Raw genomic sequence first — 16,627 nt, 5'->3', positions numbered from 1 at the left:
GGACTCGTCAAAGGGCCGGGACGGTCCGCTGGTCAGGTCCGGTGTAGGCGCCCAGGGGACGGATCAGGGCGTTGTGGTCCAGCTGTTCGGTGATGTGGGCCGTCCACCCGGTGATGCGGCTCATCACGAAGATCGGGGTGAAGGTGGGGATGTCGAATCCCATGAGGTGGTAGGCGAGCCCGGCCGGGTAGTCGAGGTTGGGGTGGATGCCCTTGCGGCCGACCATGGCGTGTCGCAGGGCTGCGTGCAGCGTGGCCAGCCGGGTGACTTCGGGGTCGCCCGCGCGTGCGACGAGACGGTCGGTGGCCTCCTGCATGATCGGCACACGTGAATCGCCGTGCTTGTAGACGCGGTGGCCGAATCCCATGATCTTGCGCTTGGCGGCCAGCGCCTCGTCGAGCCATCCCTCGGCCCGGCACGGGTCGCCGATCTCGTTGAGCATGTGCATCACGGCCTCGTTGGCGCCACCGTGCAGGGGGCCTTTCAAAGCGCCGATGGCCGCGGTGACGGCGCTGTAGAGGTCGGAGAGGGTCGAGGTGACGACGCGGGCGGTGAACGTCGAGGCGTTGAAGCTGTGTTCGGCGTACAGGATCAAGGAGATCTCGAAGCAACGGACCACTTCCGGCTCGGGGATCTCCCCGAAGCACATGTGGAAGAAGTTCTCGGCGTACCCGAGGGACGGGTCGGGCTGGAGGGGCGCGAGTCCGTGTCGCCTGCGGTGGTCGGCGGCGACCACGGTCGGCAGTTTCGCCAGCAGGGCAAGGGACTTGGTCCGGTTGGCTGTCGCGCTGTCGTCGTCCTCGGTGGGGTCCTCGGCGCCGAAGAGGCTGACGGCGGTACGCAGGACGTCCATGGGGTGGCACGTCCCGGGCAGGCGTCCCAGGAGCTCCGCGGTGGTGCGGTCCAGCGGGCGGAGGGCACGCTCGCGGGCCGTGAATGCGCCGAGCTGTCCGGCGTCGGGAAGCTCTCCGTGCCAGAGGAGGTGGGCCACCTCCTCGAAGGAGCAGCGGGCGGCGAGGTCCTGGACCGGATAGCCGCGGTAGGTCAGGGAGTTGGTCTCCTGGATGACAGTGGAGATCTCGGTGGTGTCGACGACCACACCGGCGAGACCGCGGTGGACGGCCGGTGCGACGGGCGGGGCAGAGGTCATGCGGTCCTCCAGTGACGAGGGCGCGCTCCGGCTCGGGGAACGGGCCGGGGCGGTGGACATGGGTGGTGGATCAGACGCCGGGCGGCAGCGTGAAGTCGAAGACGGCCGAGTCGTAGGCGGCGTAGTCCTCGTAGCCAAGGACTTCGTAGAGCCGCGAGCGGGTCTGCATGCGGGGCAGCAGGGACTCCTGTGTGCCCTCGGCGGCCAGTGTCCGCAGCCCGTCCTCGATGGCGCCGTTGGCGAGGCGCAACAGGGTGACCGGGTAGAGGGCGATGTTGTACCCGAGGTTCTCCAGGGCAGCGGCCGTCAGGAGCGGGCCCTTGCCGAACTCGGTCATGTTGGCGAGGAGCGGTACGTCCAGCGCCTTGCGGAACGCCTCGAACTCGGTCTCGTCGACGAGGGCTTCGGGAAATACGGCATCGGCACCGGCATCGACGTACGCCTTCGCCCGGTCGATCGCGGCGTCCAGGCCCTCGACTCCACGGGCATCGGTACGAGCCATCAGCAGGAAGCCGTCGTCGCGTCGGGCGTCGGCCGCGGCACGGACGCGTCGCACCATCTCGTCACGCGTCACGAGGGTCTTGCCGTCGAGGTGTCCGCAGCGTTTGACGCCGGTCTGATCCTCCAGGTGCATCCCGGCCAGGCCGGCGTCCTCGAAGAGCTGCACGGTGCGGGCGGCGTTGACCGGCGCCCCGAATCCGGTGTCGGCGTCGATGAGGACCGGCAGGTCGGTGACGCGGGTGACCTGCTGGGCGCGGTCCGCGACCTCGGTCGATGTGGTGAGACCGATGTCGGGCAGACACAGTTCGGCGGCCAGGACCGCCCCGGAAAGGTAGGCGGCCTCGAAGCCGTGCTCCTCGATCAGCCTCGCCGTGTACGGATTGACCGCGCCCGGCATCCGCAACAGCCGCCCCGAGGCGAGCTGTTCGCGCAGCGCCCGGCGGCGTTCAGCGGGGGTGGTGCGGGTGTGCAGCATCAGAAGAGTCCCTTCGGGAGCCGCGCGTCGTACGCGGCGATGGCGTCGGTGCCGACGGCGGGAAAGAGGCCGGTGAGCTCCGATACGCCCAGCTCCGGCAGACGGCCTGCCGTGTCCAGGAAGGCGTCCTGCGCGGGCCGCGCGACGACGCCTTCGGTGAGGGTGCGGAACTTGGCCGTGTAACCGTCGCGCCCGAAGGGGCGGGCACCGGCCGGGTGGGCGTCGGCGACGGCGAGCTCGTCCTCGATGACCGTGCCGTCGTCGAGGGTGACCACGGCCCGGCCCCCGAAGGCACGGCGCCGGGGGTCGGGGTCGTGGTAGCGGCGGGTCCACTCCGGGTCCTCCACCGTGGAGATCTTCTGCCACAGCGCCACGGTCCCTGGCCGCCCGGCGCGCTCGGGAACGTAGGAACGCTCGTGGTGCCAGGTGCCGTCCTCCAGGGCCACGGCGAGGATGTACGGCACGGAGTGGTCGAGGGTTTCCCGGCTGGCGGTGGGGTCGTACTTCTGCGGGTCGTTCGCGCCGGAACCGATGACGTGGTGGGTGTGGTGGCTGGTGTGGAGCACGATGGACCTCACCCGGTCCAAGGGGCCGGTCTTGTCGCGCAGCCCCCGCGCCAGGTCGATGATCGCCTGGGCCTGGTACTCGGCGGAGTGCTCCTTCGTGTACGTGTCGAGGATCGCCCGGCGCACCTCGCCCGGCTCCGGCAGCGAGACGGTGTACGACGCCTGGGGGCCGTCGAGCAGCCAGGCGAGGAAGCCGTCCTCGCCCTCGTAGATCGGTGCCGGCGCGCCTTCGCCGCGCATCGCCCGGTCCACGGCCTCGATCGCCGCCTTGCCCGCGAAGGCCGGGGCGAACGCCTTCCAGCTGGAGATCTCGCCCTTGCGGGACTGCCGGGTCGCGGTGGTGGTGTGCACCGCCTGCCCGACGGCCTGGTGCACCGTCTCCGTCGGCAGGCGCAGCATCGCGCCGAGCCCGCAGGCGGTGGCAGCGCTCAGGTGCGCCACGTGGTCGATGCGGTGCTCGTGCAGGCAGATGCCCTTCACGAGAGCGACGTGGATCTCGTAGGCGGCGATGATGCCGCGCAGCAGGTCGGCGCCGGAGCATCCCGTGTGCTGGGCAACGGCCAGCAGGGGTGGGATGTTGTCGCCCGGGTGGGAGTAGTCGGCCGCCAAGTAGGTGTCGTGGAAGTCGAGTTCGCGCACCGCCGTTCCGTTGGCCCAGGCAGCCCACTCGGGCGACACCCGCAGCCCCGGCCGCGTGCCGAAGACCGAGGCACCGGTCCCGGTCGAGTGCGCGAGGGCTTGCGCGCGGGCCACCGCGACCGGGCGGCGGCGCAGCGAGGCGAGTGCGACCGAGGCGTTGTCGATCACCCGGTTCGCTGCCATGGCGGCCGCCGCCGGGTCCAGCTCGGCCGCTTCCTGGGTGCCGGTGGCCACGGTGGCGAGTTTCCAGGCGAGCTGCTCCTCGCGGGGCAGCCGGTCGGTGCTGGGGTGGACGCGCAGTTGGTGGTCGATCACGGGACTCCTCGCGGTGTGCGGACGAGCGACGGCCTCCCTCGCCGGAGGTCTCGCGCCTTCGGCATCGATCATTCCCACCGCCGGGCCCGTCGGCGACGGCTCCAATCTGCGAAATCCGCACCGTCAGAAGCTGTAAAACTGCGAAACCTGCAAAATGTGCGGATGGTAACTTCGCAGCCACGGGTCCGGGCGGACCCGAACAGAGCGGAAACGGGACGGAGGGCGCAGTACCCATGGCACGGTCTCCAGGGCGGAAGATCTACGCACACGCCAAGCTGCGGAGGCTGCGCACCGAACACGGCCTGAACCAGGTCGAGCTGGCGCGCTCGCTCGGCATCTCGACGAGCTACCTCAACCAGATCGAGCACAGCCAGCGCCCTCTGACGGCCTCAGTCCTGCTCCGCATCGCCGAAGTCCTCGGCGTGGACCCGGAGTTCTTCTCCGAGGCCGACGAGGAGCGTCTCGCGACCGACCTGCGTGCGGCCCTCGGCGACGAGGCCACCGGCGTGTCCGCCTCGATGGCGGAGGCGGTGGAGGTGGCCCGCGACCATCCCGACGTGGCCCGCGCCCTGGTGGCCCTGCACCACCGCTACCGGGACGCTTCCGAGCAGGTCGCCGCGCTGGCGTCCGCCTCCGCCGACACTCCCGCAGCTCTGGCGTCCACCCTGCCGCCGGCTGAACCGCACGACGAGGTGCGCGACTTCTTCTACGCCCATCACAACCACATCGAGCCGCTCGACAGCGCGGCGGAGCACGCCGCGCTGGACTGGGGCCTCGGCTCGGCGCGCCCGACGGCGGACATCCTGCGGCAGAGGCTCGCCGACCACCACAAGGTCACGGTGGTGCAGGCGGCGCCCGAGCGCTCGGCCGATGCCCGCCGCTTCGACTCGAAGAGCCGTCTGCTGTTCTTGTCCCCGTGGCTGACGGAGGGCCAGCGGGCCTTCCAACTCGCCACGCAGATCGCCCTCCTGGAGTGCGGCCCGCTGCTCGACACGCTGGTCGAAGCGGCCGGTCTGACCTCCGCGCAGGCCGCGGCCCTGGCCCGCATCGGGCTTGCGAACTACTTCGCCGGGGCCCTGCTGATGCCGTACACGGCGTTCCAGTCCGCCGCCGAAGAGCTGCACTACGACATCGAACTGCTGCAGGCGCGCTTCGGCGTCGGCTTCGAGACGGTCTGCCACCGCCTCAGCACGCTCCAGCGCTCGGGGCGGCGCGGAGTGCCCTTCTCCTTCCTCCGCGTGGACCGCGCGGGCAACGTCTCCAAGCGGCAGTCCGCCACCGACTTCCACTTCAGCCGCCTCGGCGGCAGCTGCCCGCTGTGGACGGTGTACGCGGCGTTCTCCGCCCCCGGCCGCATCCTCACCCAAGTCGCCGAAATGCCCGACGGCAAGCGGTACTTCTGGGTGGCCCGCACCGTCACCCGGGGCGGCGCCGGGCATCATGCGCCGCGCGCCGAATTCGCCGTCGCCCTGGGGTGCGAACTGCGCCACGCCCACCGCCTGGTCTACGCGGAGGGCATCGCCCTGGACGACCCGCGGGCCGCGACCCCGATCGGCCTGGGCTGCCGCATCTGTGAGCGCCGCGACTGCGCCCAGCGGGCCCGTCCGCCGGCCGGCGGACGACTCGCCGTCGACCCCGACCGACGCACCTACGTCCCCTACCCGGTGGACGCTTCGGGCGGCTAGCAGATGACGGCGTACCGCGAACGGGGAATCAGGCCGCGACGAGCTCCCGCTCGCGGTCCGGCGTCTTGAACTTCGGCTTCTTGTTCGGCAGCGAGAGCCGGAAGACCTTGTGCCACGCGGAGAACACCTGCTTGGGCAGCGGCCCGGTGACGTAGTCCAGCTCGTACTTCTCGAACAGCGCGCGCACCTTCACCGCGACCTCGGCGTACCGGTTGCTCGGCAGGTCCGGGAACAGATGGTGCTCGATCTGGTGCGACAGGTTGCCGGTCATGAAGTGCATGGCCTTGCTGCCGCTGATGTTCGCCGAGCCCATCATCTGGCGCAGGTACCACTGACCGCGCGTCTCGCCCTTGATCGACCGGCGCTCGAAGACCTGCACGCCCTCGGGGAAGTGCCCGCACATGATCACCGAGTGGGACCAGATGTTGCGGACCAGGTTCGCGGTGAACGTGGCGGCGAGCGTGGGGAGGAAGGACGGGCCCGACAGCAGCGGGTGGACCACGTAGTCCTTGAGCACCTGCTTGCGGATCTTGCGGCCCACGGCCTTGGCCCGCGCGCGGAACTCCGGGTTCTTGCGGCGGCGCTTGCTGAGGTTCTTGCCGAGCTCCAGGTCGTACGCCGCGATGCCGTACTCGAAGAAGCAGGCGTTGATGAAGTTCCACAGCGGCTGGCCGAGGTGGAACGGGTGCCACTTCTGGTCCTCGTCGACGCGCATGATGCCGTAGCCGAGGTCGTTGTCCTTGCCGATCACGTTGGTGTACGTGTGATGCAGCTCGTTGTGCGAGTGCTTCCACTGGTCGGAGGGCGAGACGTGGTCCCACTCCCAGGTGGTGGAGTGGATCTTCGGGTCCCGCATCCAGTCCCACTGGCCGTGCAGGATGTTGTGACCGATCTCCATGTTGTCCATGATCTTCGCCACGGACAGCCCGGCGGTGCCGATCAGCCAGGCGGGCGGGAAGATCGAGAACAGCAGCACGCCCCTGCTGACCAGCTCGAGCTTGCGCTGCGCCGAGATGACCTTGCGGATGTACGCGGCGTCCTTCTCGCCGCGGCCGGCGATCACCTCGTCGCGGATCGCGTCCAGCTCGCGGCCGAGCTCCTCGATCTGCTCCGCGGTCAGGTGGGCGGTGGGGTCGATGGCGGTCAAGGTGCTCCTACCGTTCGATGTCGCAGGGGCCCGCCGCGGCGGACACGCAGGTCTGGATGAGGACGCCCGGCTCGGCCTCGGTGATCTCGCCGGTGCGCAGGTCGCGGACGGCGCCCGCCTTGAGCGGCGTGACGCAGCCGAAGCAGATGCCCATGCGGCACCCGGAGGGCATGAGCACGCCGGCTTCCTCGCCGACGTCCAGCAGCGGCGTGGCGCCGTCCGCGTCGACGGCCTTGCCGGTGGCGCTGAACGTGACCTCGCCGCCGTCGCCGGTGACGACGATGGCGGGGCGGAAGCGTTCGGTGTGCAGGCGCTCTGGTACGCCGTGCCCTGTCCAGTGCTCTTCGGCGGCGTCGAGCAGGCCCGCGGGTCCGCAGGCCCACGTCTCGCGCTCGGCCCAGTCGGGCACGAGTTCGTCGAGACGGGCGACGTCGAGCATGCCGTCCGTGTCGGTGTGCACCTCGGTGAGCCGCAGCTTCTTGTCCGCGACCAGGTCGTGCAGTTCGTCGCGGAAGATCACGTCTTGCGGCCGTGGCGCGCTGTGGACCATGACGACGTCGTCGAACTCGGTGTCGCGCAGCATGCCCATCACGGGAGTGATGCCGCTGCCGGCCGTCAGGTAGAGCACCTTGGCGGGCTTGGCCCGCGGCAGCACGAAGTCACCGGTCGGGTGGTCGAGCTGGATCAGCGTGCCCGGTTGCGCCCTGCGGACCAGATGGTTGCTGACCTTGCCGTCCGGGATCGCCTTCACGGTGATCGTGACGCGGCCGTCCCGGCGGTCCGTCGGCGAGGTGAGGGAGTAGGCACGCCACAGGCGCACCCCGTCGACGTCGACCCCGATCCGCACGTACTGACCGGCCGTGTGGCCGCGCCAGCCCCGTCCCGGCCTGATCACGACGGTCGCGGCGTCGCCCGTCTCGGGGTGCACGGCCTCGATGCGCCCACGCAGGTCGGCGCCCGCACGCAGCGGGCTGACCAGGTCGAGGTAGTCCGACGGCAGCAGCGGCGTCGTGACCATCTCCAGCAGTTTCCACGCCCTGCTGCGGAGGGCTGTACTCGTCATGACCCCAGCTTGCTGCGCCTCAGGGCGTAAAGTCCTGACCGCAGGACGTAAATCTGGTCGACTGAATTGTTCGCAGGGAACAAAAACGTGAGTCATGCAATCCGGAGGGTCAGCGAGCTGGCCCTGGACGAGACGACGGTCACCGCGCTTCGGGCCGCGCTGAAGACCACCGCCGACGAGATCGTCCAGGCGATCATCGACGAGGTCCCTTCCTACGCCAACGCCCTTTCGGGCCGCATGGGCGGCACCATCCGCCGAGCCGTCCGCACCGCCCTGGGGCACTACCTGGACCTCGCGAGCGGGAACGCCACGGGCGGCGACGCGGGTGACGCGGCCTACGAGCTGGGCCGCGGCGAGGTGCGCGACGGCCGTTCGATGGACGCCCTGCTCAGCGCCTACCGCGTCGGCGCCCGTGTGGCCTGGCGATGCCTGGCGGCGGGTGCCGTGCCCGCAGGTCTGCCCGCCGCCGAGGTCGCCAAGTTCGCCGAGCTGACCTTCGCCTACATCGACGAGCTCTCCGCCGCGAGCGCCGCGGGCCACGCCGACGAGCTGGCCGCCCGGGGCAGGGCCCACGAGCTCCATCTGGAACACCTGGCCCGCGACCTCCTCGCCGGCGCGAGCCCGGACGTGCTGGTGGCCTCTGTGCAACGCGCCGGGTGGCAGCCTCCGGTTTCGCTGACCGCGGTCCTGCTCCCCGCCGCCCAGGCCCGGCCCACCTACCGCGCGCTCGACCCGAGCACCCTCGTCCTCGACGATCTGCCGGACGCCACCGGCGTGCTGCTCGTCCCCGATGCCGACCGATCACGTCTCCTGCGGCAGCTGACCGACCGTGCCGCCGTGGTCGGCCCGGCCCGGCCATGGGCTCGCGCGTCCGCCTCGTACGCACGAGCCGTACGCGCGCGCTCCCTCTCCGCCGACATCCGCGACACCGAGGACCACCTGCCCGAGCTGGTGCTGAGCGCCGACGCGGACGCGTTCGCGGACCTGCGCGCCCGGGCCCTCGCACCGTTGCGCGCCTTGCCCGTCGCGACCGCACAGCGGCTGGAGGAGACGTTGCGGGCGTGGCTCCTGCACCAGGGCAGGCGCGACGAGGCGGCGGCCGCGCTGTTCGTCCATCCCCAGACGGTCCGGTACCGGATGTCGCAGCTGCGGGACCTCTTTCCGGATCTCGCATCGCCGCAACGGGTCCTTGAACTGACGCTGGCGCTCGGTCTCCGGACCGGCCGGCCCGGCACACCGCACGAGGGATGATGGGGACGGAACGACGGACCGCGAGAGCAGGAGCTGCCATGGCGAAGCGGGTGCACCGACCCCGTGAGGACGCGGAGTTCGACTTCATCCTCGGGATGAGCCAGGTGCCGGTCCTCGCCTACTTCACCGGGACATGGCCCAAGGCGATCGAGCCCTGCCGGGTGATGGACCTCGTCGTGGGCGGCATCGCCGACGACTACACGGGCCGCCTGACGGCCGTCCGCGCCGACATCACGCGCTGTCCGGCCGCGACCGGGCGATACGGGATCACCGGAGCCCCCTCCTACGTCCTGCTGAAGGAGGGAGAGGCGGTGGCCCACGGCACGGGGCCGGTGACCGCCGCCGAGGTGCGGAAGCTCCTGGCCGACCACCTTTGAGCGGCCGCTGCGGCACGTGGCCGCGACGCCCGGCTCAGCGCACCCTCCCCCGCGCCTTCAACGCCCCCGGCGGCAGCTCAGGGGCCCGCAGCGGCGCTCCGTCGTAGCCCTTCACCTCGCCGAAGCGGGTGCTCTCCGCCCAGTCGCGGCGGGCCGTCGCGATCTCGTCGTGCGTGCGGCCCACGAAGTTCCACCACATCACCAGCTCCTCCTCGAACGGCTCGCCGCCCAGGAGCATCAGGCCCGCATCCGACTCCGCGCGCAGCGCGAGCTCCGTGCGGCCGCAGCCGAGGTAGAGCATCGAGCCGGGCAGCACGGGCACGCCGTCGACGTGCGCCTCGCCGGACATGGACAGGACCGCGTACTCGAAGTCCGGCACCAGCGGGAGGCGCAGGTCCGCGCCGCGGGCGAGTGCGAGGTCCGCGCCGACGATGGGCGTGTACGTCGTGCCGGGCGAGGTCGAGCCGTCCAGGTCGCCCAGGAGGAGCGTCGCGGTCAGGCCCGGTGCCGTGACCTGGGGCAGGTCCGCGTGGTGCTCGAAGTGCGGGGCCGTGTGCCGGTCGCTGTCGGGCAGGGCCACCCACAGCTGCGCGCCGTGCAGGAAGCGGGCGTGCGACCGCGGGCTCTCCTCGGAGTGGGAGATCGCGCGGCCCGATGTCATCAGGCCCAGCTCGCGCGGGCGGATCGTCTGCAGGCTGCCGGTGGAGTCGCGGTGCAGCACCTCGCCGTCGTGCAGCCAGCTGACGGTCTGCAGACCCATGTGCGGGTGGGGCGGGACCTGCATGCCGGGCTCGTCGGCGATGTCGTCGGGACCGTAGTGATCGACGAAGCACCAGGCGCCGACCATGCGGCGTCCGAGGTTCGGGAGCAGACGGCGGACCTCGGTGGACTCGCCGAGTTTCACCCGCCGCGGGCTGAGGAGTTCCCGTACCGGTTCCGCGACGACGAAGCCCCGGCCACCGCACAGGGAGGGAACCGCTTCGCGATCAAGATTGCTCATGCCGCACAACCTAGCCCTGTGGACCCTTCGGAGGGCAGTCGGCTATCCGCCACCGGCCCATTCGCCACCGGCCGGACGTGCCCCGTACGAGAGTCACGAAATCCCAGTCGTGGAATATTCAACTACATGACCTCGTTACAGGCCCCGAAGGAGGCAGACAGTGGAGCAGAACAAGGTGGAGCAGCAGAACGACGTGGCGCAGAACGTGGACACGGTCTACTTCGACCACGGGACGGTGGCGGAGCGCTGGGAGCGCGCGCGGCTGTTCTTCGAGGCCAAGGAGTACGCCACGGCGGCGCGCATCCTCGACGCCCTGGCCGACGAGGTGCCCGAGCAGGTCGCCCCGCGCCTGCTGCTCGCCCGCGCCTACTACCACTCGGCCCAACTGCTGCGCGCCGAGAGCGCGTTGCGCAGGGTGATCGAGCTCGACCCGGTCGAGAGCTACGCCCGGCTCATGCTCGGGCGCACGCTCCAGCGGCAGAACCGCGCCGACGACGCGGCGCCCCATCTGCGCATGGCCGCCGCGCTGAACGGGGAGTTCGCGCAGCTTTGAGCGCGCGATCGGTGGTAGGCAGAGAAGGGGGCACCCCGTCGTAGGGGTGCCCCCTGCCTCAAGCCACTCAAGCCACCCCCATGACGGCGAGGATCGCGATGCGGAAGATCATCTGGGCGATGTCCATGTCCCTGGACGGCTACATGGAGGGGCCGCGTCGCGAGATCGGCTGGCATCTGGTCGACGACGAGCTGCACCGTCACTTCAATGAGCAGGCGGCCGCCATGGGCGCGTTCCTGGACGGGCGGGTCAGCTGGGAGCTCATGGCGTCGTTCTGGCCGGATGCCGACGCCGATCCGTCGAGCCCCGGGCCGGTGCGGGAGTTCGCCGGGATCTGGCGGTCCATGCCCAAGTACGTGTTCTCGCGGACGCTGGAGCAGGCCGGCTGGAACACCACCATCCTGCGCGACGTGGTGCCCGAGGAGATCCGGGCACTCAAGGAGGCGGCGAACGGGGACCTCGGCGTCGGCGGCGCCGATCTCGCGGCGACCTTCCTGCGGCTCGGCCTCATCGACGAGATCCACGTCTACGTCCATCCGGTCGTGATCGGCCGGGGCAAGGCCATGTTCCAGGCGTCGGACGTCACCGCCGACCTCAGGCTCGCCGCGACCCGGACGTTCGGCAACGGCGTCGTCCTGCTCCGCTACGAGCTCACGAACTAATGCGCATTAGTGCCGACTCTCCCTAGCCATTCCCGGTCGCCCCCCGTAAGAATTGCGGCGACTTCGATCCAGGGGAGAGATGAGCATGAAGAGGCGCAGCGTCCTGCTCGCGGCACTGGCGCTCACCGCCGCGTCGGGCGGTCCGGCCATGGCGGCACGGAAATCGGCGGCGGCAGGAAAGCGCGTGGTCGTCTATTACCAGACGCAGTACGCGAACGACGCATACGTGTCGCCGCTGGCGCTCACCGAGAACCGGACCGGCGTGACGGACGTGCTGGTGGCCGCCGTGCACATCAACGACCTCAACGGCCCGCACGCCCCGATCCACTTGAACGACGACCCGCCGAACGCGGCCAAGTACGAGCAGCTGTGGCGCGACCTCAAGACCCTGCGCGGCCAGGGCGTGCACGTGCTGGCGATGGTCGGCGGCGCGGCACCCGGCAGCTTCACACGGCTCGACACCGAATTCGACACGTATTACCCGCTGTTGCGGGACTTCATCCGCGACCACGAACTCGACGGCGTCGACCTGGACGTCGAGGAGAGCATGTCGCTCGCGGGAATCGAGCGTGTCATCAGCGCGCTGCGCGCCGATTTCGGCGCCGATTTCCTCATTACGCTCGCGCCGGTGGGCAGCGCGCTCAGCGGCGGCGGAAATCTCTCCGGTTTCGACTACGACGCCCTTTACCGGAGCCGGGGCGGTGACATCTCGTGGTTCAACGCCCAGTTCTACAACGGCTGGGGCGAGATGAACGCGACGACCGACTACGACGCCATCATCGCCCGGGGGCTCATTCCCGCGGACAAGGTGGTCGCGGGCGCGCTGACCTCCCCGGCCAACGGCGGCAGTGGATTCGTCGACATGGCGACCCTCAAGTCGACGCTGGGCGCGCTCGCCTCGAAGCACCCCGGGTTCGGGGGTGTCGCCGGCTGGGAGTACTTCAACTCCGAGCCCAGCGGCACGTCCGCGCCCTGGAAGTGGGCGGCCGAGGTGTCGGCGGCGCTCAAGCGCTGACGCCGCGCCCAAGCGACCGCCCCGGAGACGTCACAGCCACAGGGCCTCGGCGACGGCCACCCCCACAAAGGCCGCGCCGAGGCCCGCGACGACGCTCCCCAGCGCGTTGGCCACCGCGTGGAACCGCATGCCGCCCTCGGCGAGCCGCAGTGTCTCGTACGAGAAGGTCGAGTACGTCGTCAGAGCCCCGCACAGGCCCGTGCCGAGGAACAGCTGGGTGTGCGACGACGCGGCGCCCGCCGTGACCGCTCCGGTCAGCGCGCCGAGGATCAGACAGCCCACGACGTTGACGGTGAGGATGCCCCAGGGGAAGTCGGTTCCGTACCGCTTCCGCAGGGTCTGGTCGGTCAGGTGGCGCAGCGGGGCGCCGATCATGCCGCCGACGACCACGAGCAGCCAGTTCATGCCCGCCTCCCGGTGGCCGTGCGGGCGGCCGCCACCCGGCGCGTCGTCCATGCCGCGGCCCACACCGCGGCGAGCGCCGCGACCAGGGTCAGGGCCAGGTAGGCCAGGCCCGTGCGGGCGTGGCCGCCGCGCACGAGGCGTTCGATGTCCACCGCGTAGGTCGAGAACGTGGTGAAGCCGCCGAGGACGCCCGTGCCGAGAAAGGGCCGCACCAGGGGGTGGGCCGTCCCGACCTCCGTGACCAGCACCATGAGGACGCCGATCGCGGCGCAGCCCGCGGCGTTCACCACGAGGGTCGTCCAGGGGAATCCGTCGGAGGCGGCCGGCCACTCCACGGCTGCCGCGTACCGGGCCACCGCGCCGATGCCGCCGCCCGCGGCCACCACAGCGACGGTCTTGCCTTCGTCCCGCGTCAACGTTCCTCCTACTCGCCGTCGCCCGTCGCAGGGCGCACTCGATCGCAAGTAGGGACCGTTGGCGGCGTCCGTCGCCGCGGTTCGGGTACGGCGAGCCCCACCGCCGTGCGGCGCGTCCGGGGCCGCCCGGAAGATCACCGCTGCCCCCAGGTTAACCGGCGCGGCCGGTCGCCGCGTCGTCTGCCTGGTGCCAAGCCGGTGCGGGCGCCGCCGCGGATCACCCCACGCCGTCGAAACAGCCGGTCAGAGCGTCCACCGTGTCCGCCAGGCGGTTGTCCTTGTGGTGGGCGGCCCGCTGCCGCTCGGCGCCCGTGCCGCGGGCCAGGAGCCGCGCCCAGGCCGCCCGGACCCGCGCCCCGTCGCCGTTGTCCTCCAGGGCCGCGCTGACGTGCGCATAGAGCCGCTCGGCCAGGACCGGAGCCGGTCGGAGCCGCTGGGTGTGCGCATCGAGGCCGTGGCCGCGCAGGCCGTCACGGGCCGCCCGCCAGTACGCGGCCCGCAGCACCTCCGGCGCGGGGTTCACGACCGGCTCACCGGCCCGGACGGCGCGCAGCTCCGTCTGCGCCAACGCGCGCACGAGCGCCGCGTGCAGGACCGTCTCCCCGGCGGTCATCTGTGCGTCGGCCACGCGGATCTCCAGCGTCGGCACATGGGACGAGGGGCGTACGTCCCAGTACAGGCCGCCCGGGTCCATGACCGCCCCGGCCGTGTGCAGGTGGCCCACCAGTTCCTCGAAGTGCGCCACGGACTCGAAGTACGGCGGTGGTCCGGCCACCGGCCAGCGCGCCCAGGACAGGGTCCGCCAGCTCGCGTACCCCGTCCACCGACCGGCCCAGTAGGGGGAGTTCACGGTGAGCGACACCAGCACCGGCAGCCACGGGCGCAACCGGTTGCTCACCTTCAGGGCCAGCGCCCGGTCCGCGATGCCCAGGTGGACGTGGCAGGCGGCCGTGCACTGCTCGTCGTCCAGGGCACGGAACGCCGCCAGACTGGCGGCGTAGCGCGGGCCGGGGGTGAGGGGGAACGGCGACACCTCCCCGAGCACCGGCGACCCGGACGAGACGACCGCGAGCCCTTGGCGCCCGGCCGCGTCCGCGACCGCGCCACGCATCGCGGCGATGTCGTCGGCGAGTTCGCCGAGACAGGTGTGCGGCTCCGTTCTCGCCTCGACCTGCAATCGGGTGATCTCATCGCCCACCCGCTCCTTGCCGAGCCGCTCGGCGGCCGCCGCGGCCACCTGCTCGCCGTACGGGCGCACCGTCCGCGACACGGGATCGACGACGAGGTACTCCTCCTCCACCCCTACGGACAGCCGCCGCTCACCCGTCATGGACGCGAGCTTCTCACGGTGGGCGGCACGGCTCCGCCGGGCCGCACGAAACGGCCGAAGATCCGGGCCGACCGGCTAGGACGCGACCCCGGCGTTCCGGATCGCGCGCACCAGGCCGGTCACCAGGCGCGCGCGCTCGGCCATCGCCTCGACCACCACGTACTCGTGATCGGCGTGCGCGCCGCCCCCGACCGCCCCTAGGCCGTCGAGCGTCGGCACGCCGAGCGCGGCCGTGAAGTTGCCGTCGCTGCCCCCGCCGACCGCCTTGCCCTCCAGGCCGGGGATGAGCTGCTGGGCCATCGCGAAGAGCCCGGCCGCCGCCGACTCGGGCATCGGCGGGCGCCCGACGCCACCCCGGACGGTGATCTCCGCCCCCGCGAGGCGGGGGCGGAGCGCGGCGAACGCGGATTCGACGCGTTCCTTCTCCTCGGGCAACTCGACCCGGACGTCGACGACGACGGTCGCCTCCGCGGGGACGACGTTGTCCAGGGTGCCCGCGGACGCGACGGTCGGGGTGACGGTCGTGCCGATGTCGGGGCGGCCGAGCGCGGCGATGGCCAGGACCTGGTGCGCCGCTTCGACCAGGGCGTTGATCCCGGCCTCCGGTTCGAGGCCCGCGTGCGAGGCGCGGCCCGTGATGGCGACCTCGAACGTGCCGCAGCCCTTTCGGGCGGTCTTCACTCCCCCGCCGTCTGCGGCGCCCTCGAACACCAGGACCGCGCCGCAGGCACGGGCGCGCTCCTCGATGAGGGCGCGGGAGGAGCGGGAGCCGACCTCTTCGTCCGCGGTCACCAGGATCTCGACGCCCGACAGGTCGTCGAGCGCCGCCAGACCGTGCACGGCCTGCACCAGACCGCCCAGCATGTCGAAGACGCCGGGGCCGGTCGCACGCCCGTCCGCGACCGCGAAGGGGCGGCGGGCGAGGGTGCCGAGCGGGAACACCGTGTCGTGGTGGCCGAGGATCAGTACGCGGGGGTCGCCGCCGGCCGACCAGTGGACGTGCGGGCCCGCCTCGCTCGCGACGAGCACGGCGTGTCCGCCGAGCCGGTTCTCGACGACCCCGGCGACGGTTTTCGCCGACTCCGTGAGGGCGTCGAGATCGCGCGACGGCGACTCCACCTCGACCAGTGTCCTGAGGTCCTCGACCATCGCGTCGACACTCACGTCGACCGGCTCGCGCTTCGTCACGCCCGCAAGGTTACGTGCGCGCTCCGGAACCGCCCCTGGCGGGACCTCCGCGGCGCCCGGCCGGGCCCGACACCTGCGGCGGCCACGCCTGCGCGTCCAGCAGTCCGAGTACGTAGGCCCGAGCCACCAGCGCCGTCCGGTTGGGGACGTGCAGGCGGCGGCAGAGCCGCGTGAGGTGGTAGTTGACCCCGTCCACGCCGATGCCGACGGTGCGCGCGACGACCGACGTCGTGGCGCCGCCCGCGACCAGCCGCAGGATGCGGGCCTCCTGGGCGTTCAGGGCGGGGTGGGCGAGCTCCTCCCCCGCGTCCACCGCTCGCGGGCCGCCGGTGCGGGCGGCGGCTCCGTTCCTCGTGGGCCCATCGCGCTCCTCCGCCACGCGCAGGGTCACCATCAGGGGCGGGGTGTCCTCCAACGGGTCGGTGACGGGCTCGACGGTGACCTGTCCGTGGCGGGTCGTGCCGCCTGCCGCCCAGCACGCCTCGACCGGGTAGCGGGACCGGCGGCCGGAGCGCATGGCCTCGTCGAGTTTGCGGAGTTGATCGCTGTTGGTGGGGGTGAGCAGGTCGAGCAGGAGCCGGTTCGCCACCCGGCCCGGCTGGAGCCCCAGCGCACTGGCGAAGGCCGGGTTGGCGACGGAGACGAGGCCGTTCGTACCGGCGATCGCGGTCGGCGTCGGGGAGCGGTCCAGCAGGGTGAGGAAACGGCCGCGCCACACGGCGGCGTCCGCCTCCTTCGCCTTGCCCGCCGCGTCCGCCTCTCTCGCCTTCCCCGCCTCGTCCCCGACTTCTTCACCGCCGCGCTCCATTTCCCCGCCCACGCACCTCGCTCCCTTCACGTTCGCGCCCTCGTCCGTCGCACCCACAGCACTCGTGCCCACCGCGCAAGC

Annotated in this window: 17 protein-coding genes; 6 read left to right on the top strand and 11 right to left on the bottom strand. The window is 71.6% G+C overall.

Annotated features, from left to right (window positions below):
• Positions 1-7: 7 nt before the first annotated feature.
• The 3 genes from AOK03_RS06805 to AOK03_RS06795 all read right to left on the bottom strand — a co-directional run bounded on the left by AOK03_RS06805 (position 8) and on the right by AOK03_RS06795 (position 3,646).
• Positions 8-1,150 (bottom strand): bifunctional 2-methylcitrate synthase/citrate synthase, encoded by a 1,143-nt coding sequence (locus tag AOK03_RS06805; RefSeq protein ID WP_055564258.1) that lies wholly within the window; start codon positions 1,148-1,150, stop codon positions 8-10.
• A gap of 70 nt (positions 1,151-1,220) precedes the next feature.
• Entirely contained in the window at positions 1,221-2,126 is a 906-nt protein-coding gene (prpB, locus tag AOK03_RS06800; protein ID WP_055564257.1) for a methylisocitrate lyase, read from the bottom strand.
• A complete protein-coding gene (locus tag AOK03_RS06795) occupies positions 2,126-3,646 on the bottom strand; it encodes an MmgE/PrpD family protein (protein WP_055564256.1) in 1,521 nt (506 codons plus the stop codon). The genes prpB and AOK03_RS06795 overlap by 1 nt, the downstream gene beginning before the upstream one ends.
• Positions 3,647-3,879: 233 nt before the next feature.
• Between AOK03_RS06795 and AOK03_RS06790 the strand changes: the two genes are divergently transcribed.
• Entirely contained in the window at positions 3,880-5,331 is a 1,452-nt protein-coding gene (locus tag AOK03_RS06790) for a short-chain fatty acyl-CoA regulator family protein (protein ID WP_055564255.1), read from the top strand.
• A 28-nt stretch (positions 5,332-5,359) separates the two neighbouring features.
• On the opposite strand, the gene AOK03_RS06785 is transcribed toward AOK03_RS06790, so the two are convergent.
• Both AOK03_RS06785 and AOK03_RS06780 read right to left on the bottom strand, forming a co-directional pair.
• Entirely contained in the window at positions 5,360-6,478 is a 1,119-nt protein-coding gene (locus AOK03_RS06785; RefSeq protein WP_055564254.1) for a fatty acid desaturase family protein, read from the bottom strand.
• Positions 6,479-6,485: 7 nt separating this feature from the next.
• Complete coding sequence (locus AOK03_RS06780; RefSeq protein WP_055564253.1) at positions 6,486-7,541, bottom strand: ferredoxin reductase; 1,056 nt, start codon at positions 7,539-7,541, stop codon at positions 6,486-6,488.
• 87 nt (positions 7,542-7,628) lie between these two features.
• On the opposite strand from AOK03_RS06780, the gene AOK03_RS06775 reads away from it, so the two are divergent.
• Entirely contained in the window at positions 7,629-8,792 is a 1,164-nt protein-coding gene (locus AOK03_RS06775) for a PucR family transcriptional regulator (RefSeq protein ID WP_055564252.1), read from the top strand.
• 38 nt (positions 8,793-8,830) lie between these two features.
• Positions 8,831-9,169 carry a thioredoxin family protein gene (locus AOK03_RS06770; RefSeq protein ID WP_055564251.1) on the top strand — a complete coding sequence of 113 codons (339 nt, stop codon included), beginning with the start codon at positions 8,831-8,833 and terminating at the stop codon, positions 9,167-9,169.
• Positions 9,170-9,203: 34 nt separating this feature from the next.
• Here the strand turns inward: AOK03_RS06770 and AOK03_RS06765 are convergent, their stop codons facing one another.
• A complete protein-coding gene (locus tag AOK03_RS06765) occupies positions 9,204-10,169 on the bottom strand; it encodes a pirin family protein (protein WP_055564250.1) in 966 nt (321 codons plus the stop codon).
• Positions 10,170-10,374: 205 nt separating this feature from the next.
• Here AOK03_RS06765 and AOK03_RS06760 point away from each other — a divergent pair, with 205 nt between their 5' ends.
• The 3 genes from AOK03_RS06760 to AOK03_RS06750 all read left to right on the top strand — a co-directional run bounded on the left by AOK03_RS06760 (position 10,375) and on the right by AOK03_RS06750 (position 12,399).
• Positions 10,375-10,722 (top strand): tetratricopeptide repeat protein, encoded by a 348-nt coding sequence (locus tag AOK03_RS06760; RefSeq protein WP_055564297.1) that lies wholly within the window; start codon positions 10,375-10,377, stop codon positions 10,720-10,722.
• A 98-nt stretch (positions 10,723-10,820) separates the two neighbouring features.
• Positions 10,821-11,384 carry a dihydrofolate reductase family protein gene (locus AOK03_RS06755; protein ID WP_055564249.1) on the top strand — a complete coding sequence of 188 codons (564 nt, stop codon included), beginning with the start codon at positions 10,821-10,823 and terminating at the stop codon, positions 11,382-11,384.
• An 85-nt stretch (positions 11,385-11,469) separates the two neighbouring features.
• Positions 11,470-12,399 (top strand): glycosyl hydrolase family 18 protein, encoded by a 930-nt coding sequence (locus tag AOK03_RS06750; protein WP_055564248.1) that lies wholly within the window; start codon positions 11,470-11,472, stop codon positions 12,397-12,399.
• Positions 12,400-12,429: 30 nt separating this feature from the next.
• Here AOK03_RS06750 and crcB (AOK03_RS06745) read toward each other — a convergent pair whose 3' ends face one another.
• From crcB (AOK03_RS06745) to AOK03_RS06725, 5 genes are all read right to left on the bottom strand, one after another.
• Positions 12,430-12,804 (bottom strand): fluoride efflux transporter CrcB, encoded by a 375-nt coding sequence (gene crcB / locus AOK03_RS06745; protein WP_055564296.1) that lies wholly within the window; start codon positions 12,802-12,804, stop codon positions 12,430-12,432.
• Positions 12,801-13,220, bottom strand: a complete 420-nt coding sequence (crcB, locus tag AOK03_RS06740) for a fluoride efflux transporter CrcB (protein WP_055564247.1) — start codon at positions 13,218-13,220, stop codon at positions 12,801-12,803. Before crcB (AOK03_RS06740) ends, crcB (AOK03_RS06745) begins: the two co-directional genes overlap by 4 nt.
• Positions 13,221-13,437: 217 nt before the next feature.
• Positions 13,438-14,550 (bottom strand): carboxylate-amine ligase, encoded by a 1,113-nt coding sequence (locus AOK03_RS06735; RefSeq protein WP_055564246.1) that lies wholly within the window; start codon positions 14,548-14,550, stop codon positions 13,438-13,440.
• 75 nt (positions 14,551-14,625) lie between these two features.
• On the bottom strand, positions 14,626-15,699 hold the full coding sequence (locus AOK03_RS06730) for a M20 family metallopeptidase (protein ID WP_079074534.1): 1,074 nt from the start codon (positions 15,697-15,699) through the stop codon (positions 14,626-14,628).
• Positions 15,700-15,748: 49 nt separating this feature from the next.
• Entirely contained in the window at positions 15,749-16,558 is an 810-nt protein-coding gene (locus AOK03_RS06725) for a PAS domain-containing protein (protein ID WP_244177508.1), read from the bottom strand.
• Between the last annotated feature and the right edge of the window lie 69 nt (positions 16,559-16,627).

The organism is Streptomyces atriruber (assembly GCF_001418325.1).
GTDB lineage: Bacteria > Actinomycetota > Actinomycetes > Streptomycetales > Streptomycetaceae > Streptomyces > Streptomyces atriruber.
Note: the sequence above shows the minus strand (reverse complement) of the source record. Positions and strands in the feature narration are given on the sequence as shown.

Excerpts from the sequence above, each read along its gene's own strand:
- AOK03_RS06805 (WP_055564258.1), bottom strand. The coding sequence starts at position 1,150 with ATGACCTCTGCCCCGCCCGTCGCACCGGCCGTCCACCGCGGTCTCGCC.
- prpB (WP_055564257.1), bottom strand. The coding sequence starts at position 2,126 with ATGCTGCACACCCGCACCACCCCCGCTGAACGCCGCCGGGCGCTGCGC.
- AOK03_RS06790 (WP_055564255.1), top strand. The coding sequence starts at position 3,880 with ATGGCACGGTCTCCAGGGCGGAAGATCTACGCACACGCCAAGCTGCGG.
- AOK03_RS06780 (WP_055564253.1), bottom strand. The coding sequence starts at position 7,541 with ATGACGAGTACAGCCCTCCGCAGCAGGGCGTGGAAACTGCTGGAGATG.
- AOK03_RS06770 (WP_055564251.1), top strand. The coding sequence starts at position 8,831 with ATGGCGAAGCGGGTGCACCGACCCCGTGAGGACGCGGAGTTCGACTTC.
- AOK03_RS06765 (WP_055564250.1), bottom strand. The coding sequence starts at position 10,169 with ATGAGCAATCTTGATCGCGAAGCGGTTCCCTCCCTGTGCGGTGGCCGG.
- AOK03_RS06755 (WP_055564249.1), top strand. The coding sequence starts at position 10,821 with ATGCGGAAGATCATCTGGGCGATGTCCATGTCCCTGGACGGCTACATG.
- AOK03_RS06750 (WP_055564248.1), top strand. The coding sequence starts at position 11,470 with ATGAAGAGGCGCAGCGTCCTGCTCGCGGCACTGGCGCTCACCGCCGCG.
- crcB (WP_055564296.1), bottom strand. The coding sequence starts at position 12,804 with ATGAACTGGCTGCTCGTGGTCGTCGGCGGCATGATCGGCGCCCCGCTG.
- AOK03_RS06735 (WP_055564246.1), bottom strand. The coding sequence starts at position 14,550 with ATGACGGGTGAGCGGCGGCTGTCCGTAGGGGTGGAGGAGGAGTACCTC.
- AOK03_RS06730 (WP_079074534.1), bottom strand. The coding sequence starts at position 15,699 with ATGGTCGAGGACCTCAGGACACTGGTCGAGGTGGAGTCGCCGTCGCGC.